This is a genomic window from Flagellimonas amoyensis (assembly GCF_003058265.1).
Lineage (GTDB): Bacteria > Bacteroidota > Bacteroidia > Flavobacteriales > Flavobacteriaceae > Flagellimonas > Flagellimonas amoyensis.
In genome coordinates this window covers 160,004-178,915 of record NZ_QBUK01000005.1, presented here as the reverse complement: position 1 = coordinate 178,915, position 18,912 = coordinate 160,004, and the positions used below count along the sequence as shown (strand labels likewise).

Below are 18,912 nucleotides of genomic sequence, written 5' to 3'. Positions count from 1 at the left end.
GGCTTATCTTGGGACATCATATTTCCTGATTCCATGGATAAGCCTTTTATTTTTGATCAACTGTTTGAAAAACAGGATTTCTGCACCGTTCCACTTGCCAAGGGCGAATATGAAAACTGCATTTTTAGGGGATGCCGTTTTTCCGATGCCTTTTTGGACAACCAAAATTTCATGGAGTGTACTTTTGAGGAATGTGACCTTACCAATGCCAACATAACGCACACCATTTTCAAGGAAACCTTTTTTAAAGGGTGTAAATTGGTAGGGCTCCGCTTTGAGGATTGCAACGATTTTTTGATGTCGGTCCGGTTTGAAGGTTGCAACCTCACGCTGGCCTCTTTTAACGACCTTTCGTTGAAGGAAACCCCATTTATCGATTGTACCTTGACCCAGACGGACTTCACCGGCGCAGACCTTTCCCGATCCACTTTTCCCGGCTGCACCATGGAAAATACCCTGTTCCACACCACCAATCTGGAAGGGGCCGACCTTTCATCTGCCCTTGGTTTTGACATAGACCCATCCATCAACACATTGAAAAAGTGCAAGTTCAGCAAAGAAGGATTGATCGGTTTGCTGAAAAAGTATGATATTGTGGTCACCTAATCTTATCCCATGACCCAAAGAGAATGCTTGGAATGTGGCACAAAACTGCTTGGCCGCATAGACCAAAAGTACTGCTCCGACCACTGTCGCAATGCCTACAACAACCGTCTGAACCGGGACAGCAAGAACCTGCTGCGGAACATCAACAACAAGCTCCGAAAGAACTACCGTATCCTGGGCAGTTTCGCCTTGAAGGAAGGAAAGGCCAAGACCACAAAAATGCGATTGCTGGACAAGGGCTTCGATTTTGAACTCATCACCAACCTATACACCACCAAAAAGGGCAGCACCTACTATTTTGTGTACGACATGGGGTATTTGCCCCTGGACAACGATTATTACATGATCGTCAAAAGGGAATAGCAAGCCAACCCATTTCTAAAATCCCGCCGATTGACCCGTGGGTTTCACAGGTATTGGGTTGGTTTTGGAGCCGTTTCGTATCTCTTCGGCGGCCACAGAGACCAGATTATCGTTCACCTGCAGATCATTACTAAAAATTTCTATGGAATTGCTGTTGGAAAGTCCTGTACTGACCGGCACCCAAACAGCCCTGTTCTCTTTATCGATCTTGATCACATAGATGCCCTCTGTGGTGTTCATGATGCTGGATATCGGCACAATGAAATTGTCGCTCCTACTGTTGATGGGCAAAATGATCTCGGTGATCATTCCGGGCAACAAGCGCTTATTTTCATTGTCAATGTCCAGTTCCACCCGCTCCGAACGCAAACGCAGGTCCAATGCGCCCGACATTCTGGAAATTTTTGCCGTGAAGATTTCCCCGGGAAGCGAATTCACCCTAAAACTGAGTTCATCGCCCAAGTTCAAATATCCGGTATAGGCCTCCGGAATGGAAACGGCCAAACGCAATTTTTTCTGCTCAATGATGGACAGCAGTGGCTCTTCCCTTTGTCCCACAAAGGTGCCGATGTTCACGTTCCGGGCAGCCACTGTACCATCAAAAGGGGCATGTATCGTTAAATAGCCACGCATGGATTGGAGCTCTTGATAAGCCGCCCTAGCCGCCTCCAGATCGGCATTGTCCCCATTCTTTCTGGCCAAGGCCTGATCTAGATCGTTTTGGGAGATGGTCCCCTCCACCTTGCTGGTCTTCAGGATGCGCTCATAATTGCTGTTGCTGGCCAAATATTTGGCTTCCTGCGAATGGAACCGGGACTTGGCCGCAGCCAATTGTGCAATGATCTCCGGCGCATCAAGTTCCACCAACAATTGGCCCGTCCTTACCTGATCTCCAATATCCACTTTTAGTGTTTTCACATAGCTGTCCACTTTGGCGTGCACATCCACCTGCCTGAATCCCGATAACTCTCCTGGCAGTATGATCTCGGAATCCAATTTCTGTTTTTGCAGGCTCAAGGTCTCCACTTGGCTCACCGCACTCTCCTTTGGTGCTTTTTTGGCACCCTCCCCACACCCCATGGCCAACAATAGTGCCGACGAGGCCAAAACAATGGTATAAAACTTCTTGCTCATGGTATTATTCGGTTTCAATATAAAACTTACTGTTCTTGTCTTCCGGATCCAGGGACACCGAGTCCACAGTGGCATTTTTCCTCACCCAATAAAAGACGATCGGGATGATCACCAACACCGCAAATGTGGAAAAAATAAGTCCTCCGATCACCGCCCTGCCCAAAGGAGCAGCCTGTTCGCCACTTTCCCCATGCCCAATAGCCATGGGCAGCATCCCTGCGATCATCGCAATACTGGTCATGATGATGGGCCTTAACCTTATGGATGCCGCATCACGGGCAGCTGCCAGTGCGTCCCCTCCATTCTTCACCCTGAGTTCTTCCGCATTGGAGACCAAGAGGACCGCATTTGCAATGGAGACCCCAACGGCCAAGATAATGCCCATGTAGGATTGTAGGTTCAAGGTGGAACCTGTGGCAAGCAACAGGATCAAAGAACCCATCACCACCGCGGGTGCGGCTGTGAGTACCACAAACGACACATTGAACGATTGGAAGTTTGCCGCCAACATCAAAAAGATCACCACCATCGCAACAAAGAGGCCGGCTTGCAGACTGGAGAGCGTTTCCTCCAATACTTGGCTCAGCCCGATGAGTTCCACACTCAAACCCCTGGGCAAATCGCCAAAATCTGCAATCACCCGTTTCACCTCATCTGCGGCCGTGCCCAGATCGGTGTGGTCTATATTTGCCGTCACCGACACATAGGGAAGGGCTCCAAGATTGTCGTTCTCCCCATAAGTGGTCCCGGGGGTAATGGTGGCAACATCGCCCAGTACCGGTCTTGCCGTATTGGTCCGTATGGGGGTCTGTCCCAATTGCGGGATGCTGCTCACCTCACTGATGGGTACCTGCACCTGCACACTTACCGTTTGGCCTCTTTTTTCGTCCACCCAGACATTTTTGGCGGTGTACCTTGATGAGGATGTGGTGGCTATCAGGGAATTGGTGATCTCACTGACGTCCACACCGAGTTGTGCAGCCTTGGAACGATTGATGTCTATGTTCAGGGCGGGGTAGTTTGTGGACTGGGCAATTTGGGCATCCCGGAAATAGGGGATTTCCTCCAATTTGGCAATCATCTTTTTGGCATACTCCACATTGTTGATCTTGTCCACGCCCGAAAACCGTATCTCAATTGGAGTGGGCGACCCTTGACTGAGGATTTTTTCGGTCATTTCAATGGGTTCAAAGGACACTTTCAAACTGGGCAATTTTTTATGGATCCGTACCCGAAGGGAATCCTTGAAGGCATCCATATCGGTATGATAGTCCTTCAACGCCACTTGGTACAATATTTCATGCGGTTGGGCCATGAACAGGTACAGCGCCGAGACCGAATATTGGGAAGGGTGCATCCCAGCATAGACCGAAGAGATCCCGACATGCTCTGGGCCCACGATATCCTCTATTTCATCCAAGGCTTTCAGGGCAAGCTGTTCGGTAAGTTCCACCCGAGTGCCTTCCGGGGCGCGCAACCTCATCTGGAACTGGCTTGAATTGACCTTTGGAAAAACATCCCTTCCAATGATATTGATCAACAAAATGGCAATGCCCGATATCCCCACCAGATAGATGACGGATATGATTTTTCGTTGTGGCATCAGTTTCTCGATCAACCTATTGAACGAATTTCGAAATCTATCAAAACGGGATACCTTAGCCGCTCCATCCTGATGTCCATGTGTGTTCTTTTTCATGATCCAATTGGCCATTACGGGCACAAAGGTCTGCGACAACAAATAAGAGGTGGTCATGGAAAAACCGATGGCGAGGGACAAGGGCAGGAACAGTGATCCTGGAATACCGGCCATGGTGAAGGCAGGCGCAAAAATGGCCAGGATACACAGAAGGATCAATAATTTTGGGAAGGCTATTTCCATACAGGCATCCAAAATGGCCTTGGCCTTGGGTTTCCCCATATCCAAATGTTGGTGGATGTTCTCAATGGTAACGGTACTTTCATCCACCAAAATGCCAATGGCGAGTGCAAGACCACTCAGCGTCATCAGGTTGATGGTAAACCCGAAGAGGTTAAGAAACAGCACTCCCGATATGATGGAAATGGGTATGGTGAGGATAACGATGAGGGCCGCCCTTCTGTCCCCGAGGAACAAGACCACCATCAGTCCCGTGAGGATGGCCCCTATGGCTCCCTCCGTGATCAAACTCTTCATGGAGTTGATGATGTAAACGGACTGGTCAAATTCATAAGTGAGGGTAACGTCCTCTGGAAGGTTGTTCTGAATGCCCGGCATGGCCGCTTTGAGCTTTTTCACCACATCCCAGGTAGAGGCATCCGCAGATTTTGCTATACTCAAGAAAACGGAACGCCTACCATTTACCAATGCATATCCCCTAACAATGTCGGCCTCATTGCCCACGGTGGCCACATCCCCAATGGTCAAGTTTTCCACACTGCCCTTGAACAATGGAATTTTTTCAAAATCCGCCAAGTTTCTAAGGGTGTTGTTGGTCGGGGTGATATAGTCCTTATCGCCAATCCTTACATTTCCGGAAGGGGCCGTCCTGTTGTTCTCCATCAACGCGGCCACAATTTGGTCAGTGGTCAGGTTGTGGCTCCTCATCTTCGCAGGGTCCACATTCACGGTGATGGCCCTGGGGCTCCCTCCTGCCGGGGCCGGCGACATCAGTCCGGGAACCGATGTAAAGGAAGACCTCACATATTCGTTGGCAAGGTCTGCCAATTCGTTGTTTGTTCTGGTCTCGCTGCTTAAGACCAACTGTCCAACAGGAATGGTAGAGGAATCAAAACGGATGATAAAGGGAGGTTGGGTCCCCGGGGGGAATATGGCCTGCGCCCTATTGCACAATGCGGTGAGCTCGGCCGCCGCCTGTGCCATATTGGTCCCTTCATAATACGATAGCTTGATGAGGGTCAACCCTTGGATGTTCTTGGTCTCAATGGACTTCAATCCATTGTTGAAGACCAGCAAACGGACATAGCCCTTGGCAAAATAGGCCTCCATTTGGTCTGGTGTATATCCTCCAAAGGGTTGTGCCACATAGATTACCGGCATGTCCATAGTGGGCAAAATGTCCACTTTGATGTCCCTGATGGCCTGTATCCCAAAAAAGAAAAGGGCCCCAACGAACACTAGGATCGAAATAGGTTTGGCCAGTGCAAATTTTATTAAGTTCCGCAAGGTCGTTTATTTAAATTCATTTAAAAACAGGTCGAAATCCCCAGTAGCCGCAGCTTTCATTAAAAGTGCCTGCCATAAGTTGGTAAAGGCGATGTCCCTATCGGTCTCTGCACGGTTCAAGGTGTACAGTGCCGTGGTAACATCGGTCAGGGTGGTCAGCCCGTTCTCATAAAGCGCAATACGCTGTCTATATGCCGCTTGGGCCGCATCCACTTGTCTTGGTGCTTCTTTATAGGTGTCCAGGGCATATAATAATCGGGCATTGGCCGCATCGTCCATGGTTTCTATTTCCAAATCAAGTGCTCGGCTCTCCTCCTGTAATCCTTCGGTGATCAATTCCTGGGCCGCAAGTCTTTTGCTGGCCACCGATATATTGGTCAGGTTCCATACAAAACCCAATCCTATGAGATAGTTTTGGCGGGAAGGATTTATCCCATCCAAATAATCGTTTGAAAATGAGGTAGGGTCTGTGGCATAATCAGGGTTGACCCCCGAAGCCCTTGCCTGATATACGCCCAAAGCCGTAATGGAAGGAAAGTAACGGGACCTTGCCGCACCTTCCAATTGTTCACTCGTATTGATCCTACTCTGCATAAAGGTCTTGGCCGGATGTTCCTCGGAGGGGGCCATCTCTGCAATTTCCTGTATCATGCTCTTGGGCACTGTTGTGATGAAGGTGGTGTCCGCCAAATAGTTTTGGAGTTCGCCCCCCATAAATTCGATAAGCCTGTTGTTCTGGGTCTTCACCTGTTCCTTGACTTGGTTCAACGTGATCCTTGCCCTGGAAACCTCTGCCCTGGCCAGTGCGGAATCCACTCCCGGCATCAGCCCGTTCCGAACCCTTGCGGAAACATTGTCGTAGAATATCTTCGCGCGGGACAGGTTTTTCTGTTGGGACACCAAAAGCCGTTGACTTGCCAGAAGGTTCAGATAGGCACTACTGATCTTTACCTTGTGCTGAAAAAGTTCCTGTTCATAATCTTCTTGAAGTTCCCTTGCCTGCGCATTGGCAGTTTCTATGTCCCTTTTTCTTCGGCCAAATGAAAAGACCTCCCAATTGACATTCACAAAGTAAAGGGCTCCAAATGCAGCATTCCAACTTTGTTCCTCACGGTATGGGCCGGATGATCCGGCAAAGCCGTTCAGTCCGAAAAGGGGGCCAAACTGGCCGTTTATGGTGCCATAGCTCTGCTGCGCGGCCATGCTTACGCTGGGGAGGTAGGTACGGACCACCTCAGAGGTACGCTCGTTGGCCGCCAAGGCATATTTGCCCTTGGCCACTACGTTTCCATAGTTGGCAATGCCCATTTCCACAGCTTCCGGCAATCTAAGGTCCTGACCCGATGCAGTAAGGGCGAACCCGACCAAAAAGACCACGATGAGCCTTCTGAAAAAAATGAAATGTGAATATAGCCTACCAATGCGGGGGAGTCTCAACTGGTCCATGCTCCTTGACTGTTCTGTTTAATTTCTACCTTTATTTTACCTGGCTCCCATGGAAGACAGGCAGAATCAAATTCAAAAATGCAGCCAACCCATCCCCTCTCTCAATGAGGTCGATTGTTCTACATTTCTTGTTCCTTGTCCAAAGTTTGATCAAAAACAGCGTTGGTGCTCTACGTCAACCCAGTTTTTCGAGCGGCTTTTGTAGTGGTCAGAATATCATCTCCTGTTACCCATAAAGCCTGTCTCAGCAAATAACTTCATCAAAGCAGGTCATTTGCTTCAATAATGAAAAGGGGTAGTCAAAGGTTACGCTCAAACAAAACTCCCGTTTCTTTGATTTTGATTTCAAAAATGCACATCGAAATATGCTTCAACACAAAATCTTTGTAATGTTACTTATAAATTACCTCTTCAGGGACATAGCGTCTCCTTAAAGAATTGTTAAAATATATATTGATTTTTTTCTTGGGGATTTTTTAAAAAAAATCAAAAAAAATTCCTGATTACCAACAAAACCTTAACACCCTTAAGAAGAAAGTGGGTGGAAAAAGCATTCATTGCCGTTTGAAACAAAAATCGATTCAAAACCATGGTTCGTTAAAAGAAGGTTCTTGGGTTTGTTCTATTTCCAGCTATGGGCGGTCAATTTAAGGGCCGCGACCACAATGTCCTTTCGACTGATCTGGCCCACAAGGATGTCGTTTTTCATGACGGGCAGCCTGCGCCTGTTGTGCCTGTCAAAAACACCCGCAGCGTCAAAGATGCTCATGTCGTGTGGAACGGTCTCCACATTTTTGGTCATGAAGCGCTCCACGCTCTTGTCCAATATGGGCTGGTTGAAATACCTACTTTCGGAAATCTGCTTCATACAGTCCGCCTCGGAAATGATTCCCACCAAAAATCCACTGTTGTCCACCACGGGTCCACCCGAGATGTGGTATTTGGCAAAAGTCTCCATCACCTCCAAAATGGACTGGTCGGGAGAAAAGGTGATCAATTTTTTGGTCATGTAGTCCTCCACCAAAATTGGGGCATTGTACTTCTTCTTGGATTCCTCCTTCGAACGTACTCCTTGAAAACTTTTGATTGCCATGTGGTTAGAATTTGAAGTTGAACATTAAATATAGCTTTTTTTAGCGAAAAACCTAATTTTTTAGATCCAAATATGTGAACCCTTCATATTTTCATATTTTTATGCGACAACATCACCAAGCCATGAAACTTTCCCGGACAATTGCCCTTTTCCTCCTTTTTCTAGCAGCATATTGGAGCTTCAGATCTTTGACCCCTGATTACAGACCAGATGCAGACGCAGCACCCACCTCATTTTCCACCGACAACGCATTGTCCCATGTGAGGAACCTTTCTTTAGAACCACATGCCGTGGGGTTTCCCGGGCACGAGCGCACGCGGGCCTACATTATTTCCGAACTCAAAAAAATGGGGTTGGAGACCATCACCCAAGAAGGCTACACTGCCGGGGACTGGGCCAACTTGAGCAAGGCGACGAATATTTTGGCCCGGATAGAGGGCTCTGGCAATGGCAATGCACTTTTGTTGTTGTCCCATTATGACAGTAGCCCGCATTCGTCCTTGGGCGCAAGTGACGCCGGAAGTGGTGTTGCCACTATTTTGGAAGGAGTCAGGGCTTTTTTGGCCGAAGGAAAGACGCCGGAAAACGACATCATTGTCCTGATCACCGACGCCGAGGAACTGGGCCTCAACGGGGCGGATCTCTTTGTGAACAACCATCCTTGGGCAAAAGACGTGGGCCTTGTCCTGAACTTTGAGGCAAGGGGAAGCGGCGGCCCCAGTTATATGCTCATCGAGACCAATCGTGGCAATAGCACATTGATCAAGGAATTTACCAAGGCCAATCCCCAATACCCTGTGGCCAACTCTTTGGTCTATAGCATTTACAAGATGTTACCCAACGATACCGATCTTACGGTATTTCGGGAGGACGGGGACATCGAGGGCTTCAATTTTGCCTTTATCGATGATCATTTTGATTACCACACGGCCTTGGACAGGGCTGACCGGTTGGACAAGAACACCTTGGCGCACCAAGGCAGTTATTTGATGCCGCTTTTGCACTATTTCAGCAATGCCGATCTGGGCAATCTCAAGAGTCTGAACGATGACGTCTATTTCAACCTGCCCTTTTTTAAGTTTGTTTCCTATCCCTTTGACTGGATCTGGCCCATGTTCGTTATTGCGGCCCTGGCCTTTGTGGTCCTGCTTGTGCTTGGGTTCAAGAAGAAAAAATTACATGCCGTGGGCATCTTAAAAGGCTTTTTGCCCCTGCTCATCACTTTGGCCGTCAACGGGGTTGTCGGTTATTTCTGTTGGACGGTGATCACATGGTGGTATCCCGGCTTTAAGGACATGCTCCATGGGTTCACCTATAACGGCTACACCTACATCTTGGTCTATGTGGCCCTGTCCCTCGCCATCTGTTTTTACACCTACCACAAATTCCGCAAGACCGGCACCCCCAATCTTTTGGTCGCCCCCATTATCCTCTGGTTGGCCATTTGTGGATTGGTAGCTGCCTATCTGCAAGGCGCCAGCTTTTTCATTGTGCCCTTGATCGGAATGTTGGCCGCTTTTATGGTGACCATCAACCAAGAGGAGCCCAGCCCTTTCTTGTTGGTCTTCTTGGCCCTTCCAGCGGTGATCATCTATGCCCCGTTCATCAAAATGTTCCCTGTGGGCCTTGGCTTGAAAATGATGGTGGCCTCCACCCTGCTCACCACCTTGTTGTTTTTCTTGATACTGCCCTTTTTTGGGCAACTGAAGAGTATGGGCCGTGTGGCCTATCTGTTCCTGTTCCTCTTTTTCGCTTTTGGGGTGACCAGTCATATCCAATCCGATTTCAACGATAAACAACCAAAACCCAGCAGCCTGCTCTATGTTTACAATGCCGAAAAGGATTCTGCTGTTTGGGCCACCTATGACCAAAAACTCATTGGGTGGAACAGCCAGTTTCTAGGAAACACCAAAAGAAAACCAGAGGCGGAAACCTTGTTTAGCAAGTATAGGACCAAGCTGAGCTATATTGCCGATGCCCCTAAAAAAAACATTGCACTCCCCTATATTGAGACCCTAAGGGACACCGTTATCGGCGAGGAAAGACTGGTCGAACTCTGCGTTACCCCAAAAAGGAACGTGAACCGCCTGGACATCTACACCAATCCCATACCGTTGAAATCGGCCAAGGCGAACCAAATTGTACTTTCCCCTTATTTTCTGGAAAATAGGGGCAACCGTTTGATCACGCATTATGTCTCCAACAACGATTTTACCGAGTTGGAGTTGAGCTTCCCCAAAGATTCCATTCTGGAGCTTACCTTTTATGAAGCATCCAACGATCTTTTGAGCCATGGGGAGTTCAGTATCCCCAAGCGGCCCAGCAACAGCATTCCAATGCCCTTTGTGCTGAACGATGCCATACTGACCATCAAAACCTTACGATTTGACTAAAAAAATAGGGGTTTTGGGCTGTGGTTGGTTGGGATTGCCCTTGGCAAGGCAACTGGTCGGGAAATCCCACGAGGTTTACGGGACCACAACCTCGTCGGACAAATTGGACGTATTGGAGAAAGAAGGGATCATCCCTTATGTTATTTCATTATCTCCCGAAGAGATCTATGGGGACATCGAAGGTTTTCTGTCCCATATCGATATTTTGATCATCAATGTGCCCCCGAAATTACGGGGCAACCATGCGGAAAGTTTTATTGAAAAGATGGAACTGCTGTTGAATACCATCAAAAAAAGCCCCGTCACCAAAATTTTGTTCATCAGCAGCACTGCCGTATATGGTGAAATTGATGGAGAGGTAACGGAAGAAAGCCTTCCAAGCCCCACCACAGAATCAGGAAGGCAACTCTTGGCCAGCGAGGAGCTTTTTAAAAATTTGGACACCATACAGGCCACCATCCTACGGTTTGGAGGGCTCATCGGGCCCAAAAGGCACCCTGTGACCATGCTATCGGGCAGGGAAGACCTCTCCAATGGCGATGACCCTGTAAACCTGATCCATCAGGATGACTGCATCCGCATGGTGATCAACATCATCGATGAAAAGCTATGGGGCAAAACCTTTAATGGGGTATATCCGCTGCACCCCACCAAAAGGGAATACTATGGTTCCGAAGCGAAAAAAAGGGGTATTCCCCCACCCTCATACAAACCTGAAACCGCCACAAAAAAGGGAAAAACGGTGACCAGCTTGTATTTTGACCAAGGGCATCCCGTTTTCAAAATGTCCATTGAATCTTAGCCCAATCATTACTTATGGCATTCTTAACAGGATGGTATGGATAATTTTTTTAGTTTTGGCCCACTAAATTGAAAATGAATGAAAAAGACCGTATTGCTACTCCTCTTGCTCGTGGGCTTTGCCGGTACCTCACAGACCAAGAACGAACTTCTGGAACATTACAAAGCTTTCTACCAAGAAATGCGCCTACAAGGTGATGTCAACGGAGTGATCGGGGCACTGACCCACATGAACGTGCTTTCCCCATCCAAAGAAAGAAGGGACACCTTGGCATTTGTGTATATGAACGATGGCCAGCACATTCAGGCCCTGAACACCATTGGTATCGAGAAGAATGCAGATGATTCCGAGCTTGCCATCCAGATCAAAGCTGTTTCATTGAAGGCGTTGAACCAACCCAAAAGGGCCTTGGAGCATTTTGAGGCATTGTTCAGCAAGAATCCTTCCCCCTATATTGCCTATGAATTGGCCGATCTTAAAATACAGACCGGGGACATCAGTGGGGCCCTTACCAATATCGAATATGGTATAGCCAATGCCACCGATGAGATGCAATATGCCTTTTATGAGCGTCAACAGCCTTATGAGGTGCCGTTGAAAGCTGCTTTTTATCATCTGAAGGGGTTGACGGATTTCAACCAGGACAAAAACAATATCGATGCCGCCATAGTTTCTTTTGACGAGGCTTTGAAGATAGCACCAAACTTTAATTTGGCTAGTTTGAGCAAGCAGGCACTCCTATCCCGAAAGGAAGAGGCCGCCGCAGAAGGAAACTAGAACGTTATTGGTTTTTTTTTAGCTCCAGCAGCAATTTGTCGTCCTTTTTTTCCTTGATCTGGACCAGTTCGTCCACATCTTCATTGGGGACGGCTATGGAAAGTACATAATGGGCAATCTTCCATTGCCCATTTTCTTTTTTGAGCACCCCGGAACCACGACAGATCTTCATCTGGGTGTCCAGCAATTCATCGAACCAAGCAAAATTCTTGGCCTCGTCCACGTAAATATTTCGTTGCACCGCGGTGAAGTTCCAGGCCTTTCCCCTATCAAAATAAGGTTTGGAGAATGCCCTGAAATCCGCATTTTGCCAATTTTCCATGGCATCTGTACCGATAAAGACACCATCCTTGGTCATTTTACCAAAATAGCCTTCAAAATCAGCATTGGCAGCGGCGAGGTGCCAACTGTCCAAGACTTCATCTATTTTTTGTTTTTCGGTCATCTGCGCATTGAGAATCAATGTCACGACCATAAAGAAACAGCATAAAACCTTATTCTTCATCCAATATCAATTTTACGTCAAATTGACTGTTCATGATTACGTTGAACTGTTTGCGTATGGCATTGTAGGCATCCAGCATTTGAACGGCGGGTTCAGTGGTAGGCTGCTTTTCAAGGATAGCCGCCTTGGTTTTGTAGAGATAGGTGCGCAGCACCATCTGTCTGCTCTTTACTTGAAAGGTGTCGAAGAGTTCGGGGTACTGTCCCGCTTCCATCGCCTTCTCCTTTTCGATGAGATCGTCTATGGCAAGGGACAGGTCTTCGTTGTTGGTCGCCTTGTACAGCACATCCATGCTGGTGTTCAGCGCCTTGAATTCATCCCATGTTTCCACAATGGCGGTCGCCTTTTCGTTGATGACGGCCTTCTGGGGCAGTTTTTGGTAATTGAACGCAAGTTCCTCACCGGCAGTTTCCTCCGTGGCAGTCCCAGTTTTTTTGCAGCCCAACAAAACTGAAAAAAGAAGCAGTATGCCCAACAATTTTCGCATAGGCGAATGTACAAATTTTAATAAAGGGTATCTTTGTCGCGAATCGGAATTAACTTCATTTTTAATGCACAGACCCATTCTCATCATCGGCGCATGTGGCCAAATAGGCACGGAACTCACTATGGAACTCCGGGAAAAATATGGCAATGAAAGGGTAATCGCCAGTGATATCCGGGAGGGTGGTGATACCTTGATGGGCTCTGGCCCATTTGAACTTTTGGACGCCACCAACTATGCTGCCATCGAGGACGTGGTGATGCACTATGAGATCGATGAGATCTATTTGATGGCTGCCATGCTGAGCGCCACTGCGGAAAAGTTTCCGATGCGTGCCTGGAACCTGAACATGAGCTCGCTGTTCAATGTGCTCAATTTGGCCAAGGAAAGTAAGATCTCAAAGATTTTTTGGCCTTCGAGCATTGCCGTCTTTGGACCGAACACACCCAAGGAAGACACTGCCCAAAGCACCATTATGGAACCCAGTACGGTGTACGGCATCAGCAAACAGTCCGGGGAACGTTGGTGCGAGTACTATTTCAAAAAATATGGGGTGGATGTGCGGAGTGTCCGTTACCCGGGGCTCATCAGCTGGAAGACCATGCCAGGGGGCGGCACCACGGACTATGCCGTGGAGATCTACCACGAGGCGCTCAAGAAAGGGCACTACGAGAGCTTTTTGGCCAAAGGCACCAAACTTCCCATGATGTACATGGACGATGCCATCAGAGCTACCATCGATCTGATGGAAAGTCCATCAGAAAAGATCAAGGTACGATCGTCCTACAATTTGGCAAGCATGAGTTTTACGCCAGAAGAGATTGCAGAGAGCATCCAAAATCATATTCCAGATTTTACGATCAGCTATGCGCCGGATTTCAGGCAACAGATTGCGGATTCCTGGCCAAGCAGTATCGATGATTCCGCTGCCAAGGCGCAATGGGGTTGGGAGCCCAAGTTCAACTTGGACCAGACTACCCTTGAAATGCTAAACAATTTGAAGTAAATAGGCGAAGTTTATTCCTCTTCGTCATCATCCATATCCTCGGAATCCTCGACATCGTCGTTGTCATTGTCGTCGCTGTCATCGTCCGAATCTGAATCGGAATCCGAAAAGTCATCGTCGTCTCCTGGAAGTTTGCCCAAATCGTCGGTATCCAGTCCATCATCGTCATCCTCATCGTCAAAATTGGCCATGCTGCGTTCCAGTTTGGAGCTTATCTTGACCAGGTACTTGGTATCTTCCGTAGAAACCTCAACGGCCTCTATCAACTCTCCCTTCAGATTTCTAAAATTGATGACGTCGTTGTCCCCGTACCCATCCGGATATTTTTCCACCAAAAGTTTGAGTACTTCCGGGGTCAACTTTTTATAATCGACAATAACACGTTTGAGGTTATCCATAGCAATAAGATTTGTTCAGAATCGAGCTAAAATTAGAATAAAAGTAATTGCACGAAAAAAAAATATGAAAAAAATTATAGGTTGTCCTTATCCCGCCCTAGGCCTGTCTTCTTCTGGAGTCTCATCTTGTGGGAAAATAGGCCATCCTGAAGACTGATGTCTACTGCTTGGCAACCAAAAGCATTTTAGGCTCAAAGTTGATCGTAAAAGTGGTTCCTTCATTGACTTTGCTATCCACAGCGATGCTTCCCCCCAGACTGGTGATGTGGCTATGCACCAAATAGAGTCCCACACCCTTACTGTCTTTGTTTCCATGGAATTTCTGGTCCAAGCTGAAGACCAAATGCCCAACCTTATCCATGTCGAAACCCATTCCATTGTCCGAATAGATCAATGTTTGCCCGCCATCTTCCCAAACAGACCTGATGGAAATGACGGGAGGGACACCGGGACGTGCGTACTTGATGGAATTGGTGATCAGGTTGAGAAAAACACTTTCCATATATGAAGGGACAAACTCCACCCCTTCCAATGCAGAAAAATCCACCTCAAACATTGCCCCGGCATTCTGGATCAACGTGCCAATGGTTTTCTGCACTTTCAGTAGCGTTGCATAAAACCCCACTACTTCTTTTTTCTCGGCCAAGATGTTGTTTTCCACCAAGGAGTTCAGGGAGGTCTTTAATCCTTCCGCAGACAGTCTTATGTAACTGAGGATCTCCAATGTCTCCGTATCTTCTATGTTGGATGGATCAATCAAATCGACCATGGATATGAGATTGTTCAGTGGAGATCTGAGGTCATGGGAGGTGGTATAGTTCAACCGCTTCAGCTTCTCATTCACTTCGGAAAGCTGGCTCAGGCGTGAAACGCGCTCATTTTCAAGTTCCTTTTTGTACGTGACATCCTTGGCTATGGCATAGATCAATTGTTCTTTTTCCACAGGGATGGATGTCCAGTGCAACCAGACCAGTTCCCCATTTTTGCACACATATCTGTTCTCAAAATTGACCAAGGGGACATTCTGTTTCAATTTTGCCCTATGCCCTGCAGTGAGTTTCTTGTCTTCTTCATAAATGAACTCGGAAATCGGTTTGGAGCCCAATTCCTCTTCGGAATACCCCAAAAGTTTCACGAAGGCAGGATTGGTTTTTACAAAATATCCATCATAATCGGCAATGCAAAGACAATCAGTGGATTGCTCAAAGAGTGGTTCTAGTTGAAAGTACATTTGTTTGGTTGTTCATTTGGCTATCCACAAAGTTACTCCCAAGTTGTTTCCGATAACAGCCAAAGCCCAAATTTTTTATGTAGAAATTTGTTTGACCCCTTGTATTTGCTGTTTTTGTGGGGATATGCTTACATCAATATGTTGTTCACTGGCTCTACTGCTGGGGGGAGTTCCGTCTCTTCGAGCATTTCCCTTAGATCGATCTCTATGGTACGTGACAATGCGGCCATGGGAATATCATTGGCACCACCTTCAAAAGGGTTTTCGGTACTTTCCCCGACCTGTTCCAAGGAGGTGAACACCCACCCCACGACCACACTGAAGGGAATGGTGAGCCAAACCCCGTAGATGCCCACTTTTGCAAACTCATCCAACATGCCAAACGGCACCAAAATGGAGAACAGCACAATAAAGAACATATTGATACTGGCAAACTGGCGCGGATATGGAAAATTCTTGATGCGTTCTGCCTTACCTTGATGGGTGAAGAAATCTTTGAGCACCGATTCCATGGCCACATAGGGATAGGCGTCCACCATCCCTTTTTGTCGCAGCTCCCTCAGGTCTGCTGATTGGAGAGAAAGAAGCTGTGTGGCCCTGTTCTTCTTTTTGAGGATATACTCCATTTCCTCACCGGACAGGTAGGGCTGCAACTGTTCCTCCAACTGGGTTTCCCATTCGGGCACACTATAGTTCTTTCGGTATTCCTTGGCGTAGGCCTTCGTCAAGTTCTCCCAAGGTCTGGGTTGACGCAATTGGAACCTAAGGGCCGTTAGCCATGCAATATGTCTGTATATGAGCCTTTTGTGGACAGCATAGAGTTCTTCCTCTTTTGCAGTTGGGTCAATGACAAAATCTTTGGCCATGATGCCCCAAGTGCGACTATCGTTCACAATGGCACCCCAGATCATTCGGGCCTCCCACAAACGGTTGTACGTCTGGGTATTCTTGAACCCTGCTATGAATGCGGCGGCTGTGCCCACAAGGGCCACGGGCAGCCACGGGATCGCCAACCATTTTAGATCAAAAATTTCGTATAGGACCGTGGGGACAATGGACAACACCAACAACCAGATAATATTCCTTCGGGTCCACAGCAAAAATTCCTTGATTCGGTAATGGCTTCCTGTATGCATCTTGCTTTTTGTTTTATGGCTGATTTTCAAGATTCATTGCCACGCTAGGATCATATACCGTCCTGAAACCCAAATGTTCCATCCCCGAATCGGGACTGGTGGCCATTCGGGCACTGATGCGGTAGCTTGCACAGTACGAGGCACTGCAAAGGAACGAACCGCCTTTGATGACTTTTTCCTGGACATATGGATTGGAAGCATTGAATGCCCTTGATGCTCCTTTTGGATTTTTTGTAACAGCCTGTTTCAGCGACAATTCCTTGTAGTAATCCGTGTTGTACCAATCGCTGGTCCACTCCCATACATTGCCTGCCATATCGTACAGCCCAAAACCATTTTTGGGATAGCTCATCACGGGGGCCCTACGCTCAAAACCATCCGTCTTGGTATTGTTCACGGGAAACTCTCCTTCCCATGTATTGGCATGGGAGCTCAATTGATCCAGATCACTTCCCCAAAAAAACAGTTCGTTGCTTTGATCGGCCCGGGCAGCGTATTCCCATTCGGCCTCGGTCGGCAACCTTCTTCCTGCCCATTTACAATAGGCCTCGGCATCCTCAAATGCGATGTGCACCACAGGTTCGTTCTCTTTTCCCATAATGTCGGTTCCCGGTCCATTGGGGTGTTTCCAGCTGGCCCCGATCTTCCATTCCCACCATTGCGAATAGTCATACAGGTTCGGGACACTTGACTTGGTCTTTTTGAACACTAGCGAACCTGGTTGTAAAATGGAGTCATGGGGTTTTGGTGTGCCTTGTGGCAATTGCTTTTTCATTTCGTCCCAATCGATTTCCCGCTCTGCGACCGTCACATATCCTGTCTCTTCAACAAATCTTGAAAATTGGCCATTGGTCACTTCATGGATGTCCATAAAAAAACCGTCCAAAGCTATCTTATGGGCCGGTTTTTCATGCATCATCGCCATTTTGTCCTGAGATACGGCCCCTTGAACAAACTCTCCTCCCGGTATCCAGACCATCCCTTCTGGCGTTTGCGTCGACGGTGGTTCCGTCTTTTGCCTTACTGGTTCCAGCTGCCTTTCCCCATCAACGCTTTGGTGGTGCTTCTGGTCTTTATCTTTACAATTGGTGAAAGCCAACAAAAAAGTCGCCAGTAATAAAAACTTGAAATTTTGCTTCAATATCATCAATCTGCCATTGTTGTTTTAATGCTTTTCAAATACGTCCCAATTTAATCATAATACAACTATCAAAATCACAAAATACAGTATCCTGACCCAGATGCGCCTTGAAAAGCCATAAGATCTTTAAAGGAAATGACACGGTTTCAATCGTTGAATGAGTGCCATTAGTGCTTATTTTTAACACATTTCACACCAGTGTAATTTGGTAAACCGCACCAATGCTTATCATTTCATTTCGTCTAAAAAAATATTTTTAACATGTTGTGCGTTATTGGATTATATACTTTTGGCTAGTTTTTAATACGGTGTATTTTAATGAGGAACATCCTGCTTATCATTTTCGTTTTTGCCCTATGTTCATCCATTTCAGGACAGCAAGCCTTGCCGTTGAAACTGGGGAAGGAAAACATCAAACCCCTGACAAAATTGGTGGACACTTCCCTCCAAGCCAGCTTGGAAGAGGAAATGATGGGCAATGAGGTATGGTCCCATTTAATTTCACAGAAGAAAATGGCCATTGGCATTGTGGATCTGAGCAACCCGGAAAATGTCAGGTTTGCCCGAATCAACGGAAACTACATGATGTATGCCGCCAGTCTCCCTAAAATCGCGATTCTGCTATCCGCCATGGATGCCCTGGAAAAAGGGGAACTTGTGGAGACGCCAGAGGTAAAAAAAGACATGCGGCTGATGATCAGTAAATCGGACAATGCCGCTTCCACCCGTATGATCGACCGGATCGGATATGCCAAAATAGAATCTGTGATGACCGATCCCAATTATGAATTTTATGATGAGGACAATGGAGGGGGCCTATGGGTCGGCAAACGCTACGGAGGTGGAGGTGACACCAACAGGGAACCCTTAAAACAACTCAGCCATGCCGCTTCAGTGACCCAAGTTTGCCGCTTTTACTACTTACTCGCCAATGGCAGGCTGGTCAATGAAAAGAGGTCCAAACAGATGTTGAGCATTATGGAGAACCCAGAGCTCCATCACAAATTCGTGAACACCTTGGACATCATCGCGCCAACCGCACGTCTCTTTCGCAAATCTGGATCTTGGAAAACCTACCATTCCGATTCCATTTTGGTCTGGGGCAAAGAATCCAACCGAAGGTATATCCTAGTGGCCTTGGTGGATGACCCCGATGGGGAGCAAATCATTCGAAATTTGGTCAAACCCATCGAAAAAGTATTGAAAAAACCCGAAATTTAGTCATTGGATA

General features: G+C 47.4%; 17 protein-coding genes. 7 read left to right on the top strand and 10 right to left on the bottom strand.

Translation table 11 applies throughout. The features are described 5' to 3' along the window. Window positions 1-33 precede the first annotated feature (33 nt). On the top strand, window positions 34-606 hold the full coding sequence (locus DB398_RS08725; RefSeq protein ID WP_108424011.1) for a pentapeptide repeat-containing protein: 573 nt from the start codon (window positions 34-36) through the stop codon (window positions 604-606). A gap of 9 nt (window positions 607-615) precedes the next feature. Continuing rightward, window positions 616-969 carry a hypothetical protein gene (locus DB398_RS08720; protein ID WP_108424010.1) on the top strand — a complete coding sequence of 118 codons (354 nt, stop codon included), beginning with the start codon at window positions 616-618 and terminating at the stop codon, window positions 967-969. Window positions 970-984: 15 nt separating this feature from the next. Here the strand turns inward: DB398_RS08720 and DB398_RS08715 are convergent, their stop codons facing one another. The 4 genes from DB398_RS08715 to DB398_RS08700 all read right to left on the bottom strand — a co-directional run bounded on the left by DB398_RS08715 (window position 985) and on the right by DB398_RS08700 (window position 7,808). Then, window positions 985-2,103: an efflux RND transporter periplasmic adaptor subunit gene (locus DB398_RS08715; protein WP_108424009.1), complete on the bottom strand. Its 1,119-nt coding sequence runs from the start codon at window positions 2,101-2,103 to the stop codon at window positions 985-987. Window positions 2,104-2,107: 4 nt separating this feature from the next. Continuing rightward, window positions 2,108-5,269: an efflux RND transporter permease subunit gene (locus tag DB398_RS08710; RefSeq protein WP_108424008.1), complete on the bottom strand. Its 3,162-nt coding sequence runs from the start codon at window positions 5,267-5,269 to the stop codon at window positions 2,108-2,110. Between the two features lie 6 nt (window positions 5,270-5,275). Further along, window positions 5,276-6,715, bottom strand: coding sequence for a TolC family protein (locus DB398_RS08705; RefSeq protein ID WP_108424007.1), 1,440 nt, complete (start codon window positions 6,713-6,715; stop codon window positions 5,276-5,278). Window positions 6,716-7,337: 622 nt separating this feature from the next. Beyond that, window positions 7,338-7,808 (bottom strand): CBS domain-containing protein, encoded by a 471-nt coding sequence (locus DB398_RS08700; RefSeq protein ID WP_108424006.1) that lies wholly within the window; start codon window positions 7,806-7,808, stop codon window positions 7,338-7,340. A gap of 122 nt (window positions 7,809-7,930) precedes the next feature. On the opposite strand from DB398_RS08700, the gene DB398_RS08695 reads away from it, so the two are divergent. The 3 genes from DB398_RS08695 (at window position 7,931) to DB398_RS08685 (ending at window position 11,780) form a co-directional block, all read left to right on the top strand. Further along, complete coding sequence (locus DB398_RS08695) at window positions 7,931-10,201, top strand: M28 family peptidase (RefSeq protein ID WP_108424005.1); 2,271 nt, start codon at window positions 7,931-7,933, stop codon at window positions 10,199-10,201. Next, a complete protein-coding gene (locus DB398_RS08690) occupies window positions 10,194-11,003 on the top strand; it encodes an SDR family oxidoreductase (RefSeq protein ID WP_108424004.1) in 810 nt (269 codons plus the stop codon). Before DB398_RS08695 ends, DB398_RS08690 begins: the two co-directional genes overlap by 8 nt. Window positions 11,004-11,081: 78 nt before the next feature. Continuing rightward, window positions 11,082-11,780, top strand: coding sequence for a hypothetical protein (locus DB398_RS08685; RefSeq protein WP_108424003.1), 699 nt, complete (start codon window positions 11,082-11,084; stop codon window positions 11,778-11,780). Between the two features lie 4 nt (window positions 11,781-11,784). On the opposite strand, the gene DB398_RS08680 is transcribed toward DB398_RS08685, so the two are convergent. Together DB398_RS08680 and DB398_RS08675 are read right to left on the bottom strand one after the other, a co-directional pair. Further along, window positions 11,785-12,285: a nuclear transport factor 2 family protein gene (locus DB398_RS08680; protein WP_108424002.1), complete on the bottom strand. Its 501-nt coding sequence runs from the start codon at window positions 12,283-12,285 to the stop codon at window positions 11,785-11,787. Continuing rightward, window positions 12,275-12,772 (bottom strand): hypothetical protein, encoded by a 498-nt coding sequence (locus DB398_RS08675; RefSeq protein WP_108424001.1) that lies wholly within the window; start codon window positions 12,770-12,772, stop codon window positions 12,275-12,277. Before DB398_RS08675 ends, DB398_RS08680 begins: the two co-directional genes overlap by 11 nt. Before the next feature lie 64 nt (window positions 12,773-12,836). Here DB398_RS08675 and DB398_RS08670 point away from each other — a divergent pair, with 64 nt between their 5' ends. Continuing rightward, window positions 12,837-13,775, top strand: a complete 939-nt coding sequence (locus DB398_RS08670) for an NAD-dependent epimerase/dehydratase family protein (RefSeq protein ID WP_108424000.1) — start codon at window positions 12,837-12,839, stop codon at window positions 13,773-13,775. Between the two features lie 11 nt (window positions 13,776-13,786). Here DB398_RS08670 and DB398_RS08665 read toward each other — a convergent pair whose 3' ends face one another. The 4 genes from DB398_RS08665 to DB398_RS08650 form a co-directional block, all read right to left on the bottom strand. Continuing rightward, entirely contained in the window at window positions 13,787-14,173 is a 387-nt protein-coding gene (locus tag DB398_RS08665; protein WP_108423999.1) for a hypothetical protein, read from the bottom strand. 160 nt (window positions 14,174-14,333) lie between these two features. Continuing rightward, window positions 14,334-15,404: a PAS domain-containing sensor histidine kinase gene (locus tag DB398_RS08660; RefSeq protein ID WP_108423998.1), complete on the bottom strand. Its 1,071-nt coding sequence runs from the start codon at window positions 15,402-15,404 to the stop codon at window positions 14,334-14,336. A gap of 128 nt (window positions 15,405-15,532) precedes the next feature. Further along, a complete protein-coding gene (locus DB398_RS08655; RefSeq protein WP_108424132.1) occupies window positions 15,533-16,540 on the bottom strand; it encodes a bestrophin family protein in 1,008 nt (335 codons plus the stop codon). Between the two features lie 13 nt (window positions 16,541-16,553). Further along, on the bottom strand, window positions 16,554-17,519 hold the full coding sequence (locus DB398_RS08650; protein ID WP_313777785.1) for a formylglycine-generating enzyme family protein: 966 nt from the start codon (window positions 17,517-17,519) through the stop codon (window positions 16,554-16,556). Between the two features lie 480 nt (window positions 17,520-17,999). On the opposite strand from DB398_RS08650, the gene DB398_RS08645 reads away from it, so the two are divergent. Continuing rightward, window positions 18,000-18,902: a serine hydrolase gene (locus DB398_RS08645; protein ID WP_108423996.1), complete on the top strand. Its 903-nt coding sequence runs from the start codon at window positions 18,000-18,002 to the stop codon at window positions 18,900-18,902. Window positions 18,903-18,912 lie beyond the last annotated feature (10 nt).

What these genes read in the sequence shown, in the direction of transcription:
- DB398_RS08685 (WP_108424003.1), top strand. Translation starts at nt 11,082, where the DNA reads ATGAAAAAGACCGTATTGCTACTCCTCTTGCTCGTGGGCTTTGCCGGT.
- DB398_RS08700 (WP_108424006.1), bottom strand. Translation starts at nt 7,808, where the DNA reads ATGGCAATCAAAAGTTTTCAAGGAGTACGTTCGAAGGAGGAATCCAAG.
- DB398_RS08670 (WP_108424000.1), top strand. Translation starts at nt 12,837, where the DNA reads ATGCACAGACCCATTCTCATCATCGGCGCATGTGGCCAAATAGGCACG.
- DB398_RS08675 (WP_108424001.1), bottom strand. Translation starts at nt 12,772, where the DNA reads ATGCGAAAATTGTTGGGCATACTGCTTCTTTTTTCAGTTTTGTTGGGC.
- DB398_RS08650 (WP_313777785.1), bottom strand. Translation starts at nt 17,519, where the DNA reads ATGGTCTGGATACCGGGAGGAGAGTTTGTTCAAGGGGCCGTATCTCAG.
- DB398_RS08665 (WP_108423999.1), bottom strand. Translation starts at nt 14,173, where the DNA reads ATGGATAACCTCAAACGTGTTATTGTCGATTATAAAAAGTTGACCCCG.
- DB398_RS08705 (WP_108424007.1), bottom strand. Translation starts at nt 6,715, where the DNA reads ATGGACCAGTTGAGACTCCCCCGCATTGGTAGGCTATATTCACATTTC.
- DB398_RS08645 (WP_108423996.1), top strand. Translation starts at nt 18,000, where the DNA reads ATGAGGAACATCCTGCTTATCATTTTCGTTTTTGCCCTATGTTCATCC.
- DB398_RS08715 (WP_108424009.1), bottom strand. Translation starts at nt 2,103, where the DNA reads ATGAGCAAGAAGTTTTATACCATTGTTTTGGCCTCGTCGGCACTATTG.
- DB398_RS08695 (WP_108424005.1), top strand. Translation starts at nt 7,931, where the DNA reads ATGAAACTTTCCCGGACAATTGCCCTTTTCCTCCTTTTTCTAGCAGCA.
- DB398_RS08680 (WP_108424002.1), bottom strand. Translation starts at nt 12,285, where the DNA reads ATGAAGAATAAGGTTTTATGCTGTTTCTTTATGGTCGTGACATTGATT.
- DB398_RS08725 (WP_108424011.1), top strand. Translation starts at nt 34, where the DNA reads ATGGATAAGCCTTTTATTTTTGATCAACTGTTTGAAAAACAGGATTTC.
- DB398_RS08660 (WP_108423998.1), bottom strand. Translation starts at nt 15,404, where the DNA reads ATGTACTTTCAACTAGAACCACTCTTTGAGCAATCCACTGATTGTCTT.
- DB398_RS08655 (WP_108424132.1), bottom strand. Translation starts at nt 16,540, where the DNA reads ATGCATACAGGAAGCCATTACCGAATCAAGGAATTTTTGCTGTGGACC.
- DB398_RS08720 (WP_108424010.1), top strand. Translation starts at nt 616, where the DNA reads ATGACCCAAAGAGAATGCTTGGAATGTGGCACAAAACTGCTTGGCCGC.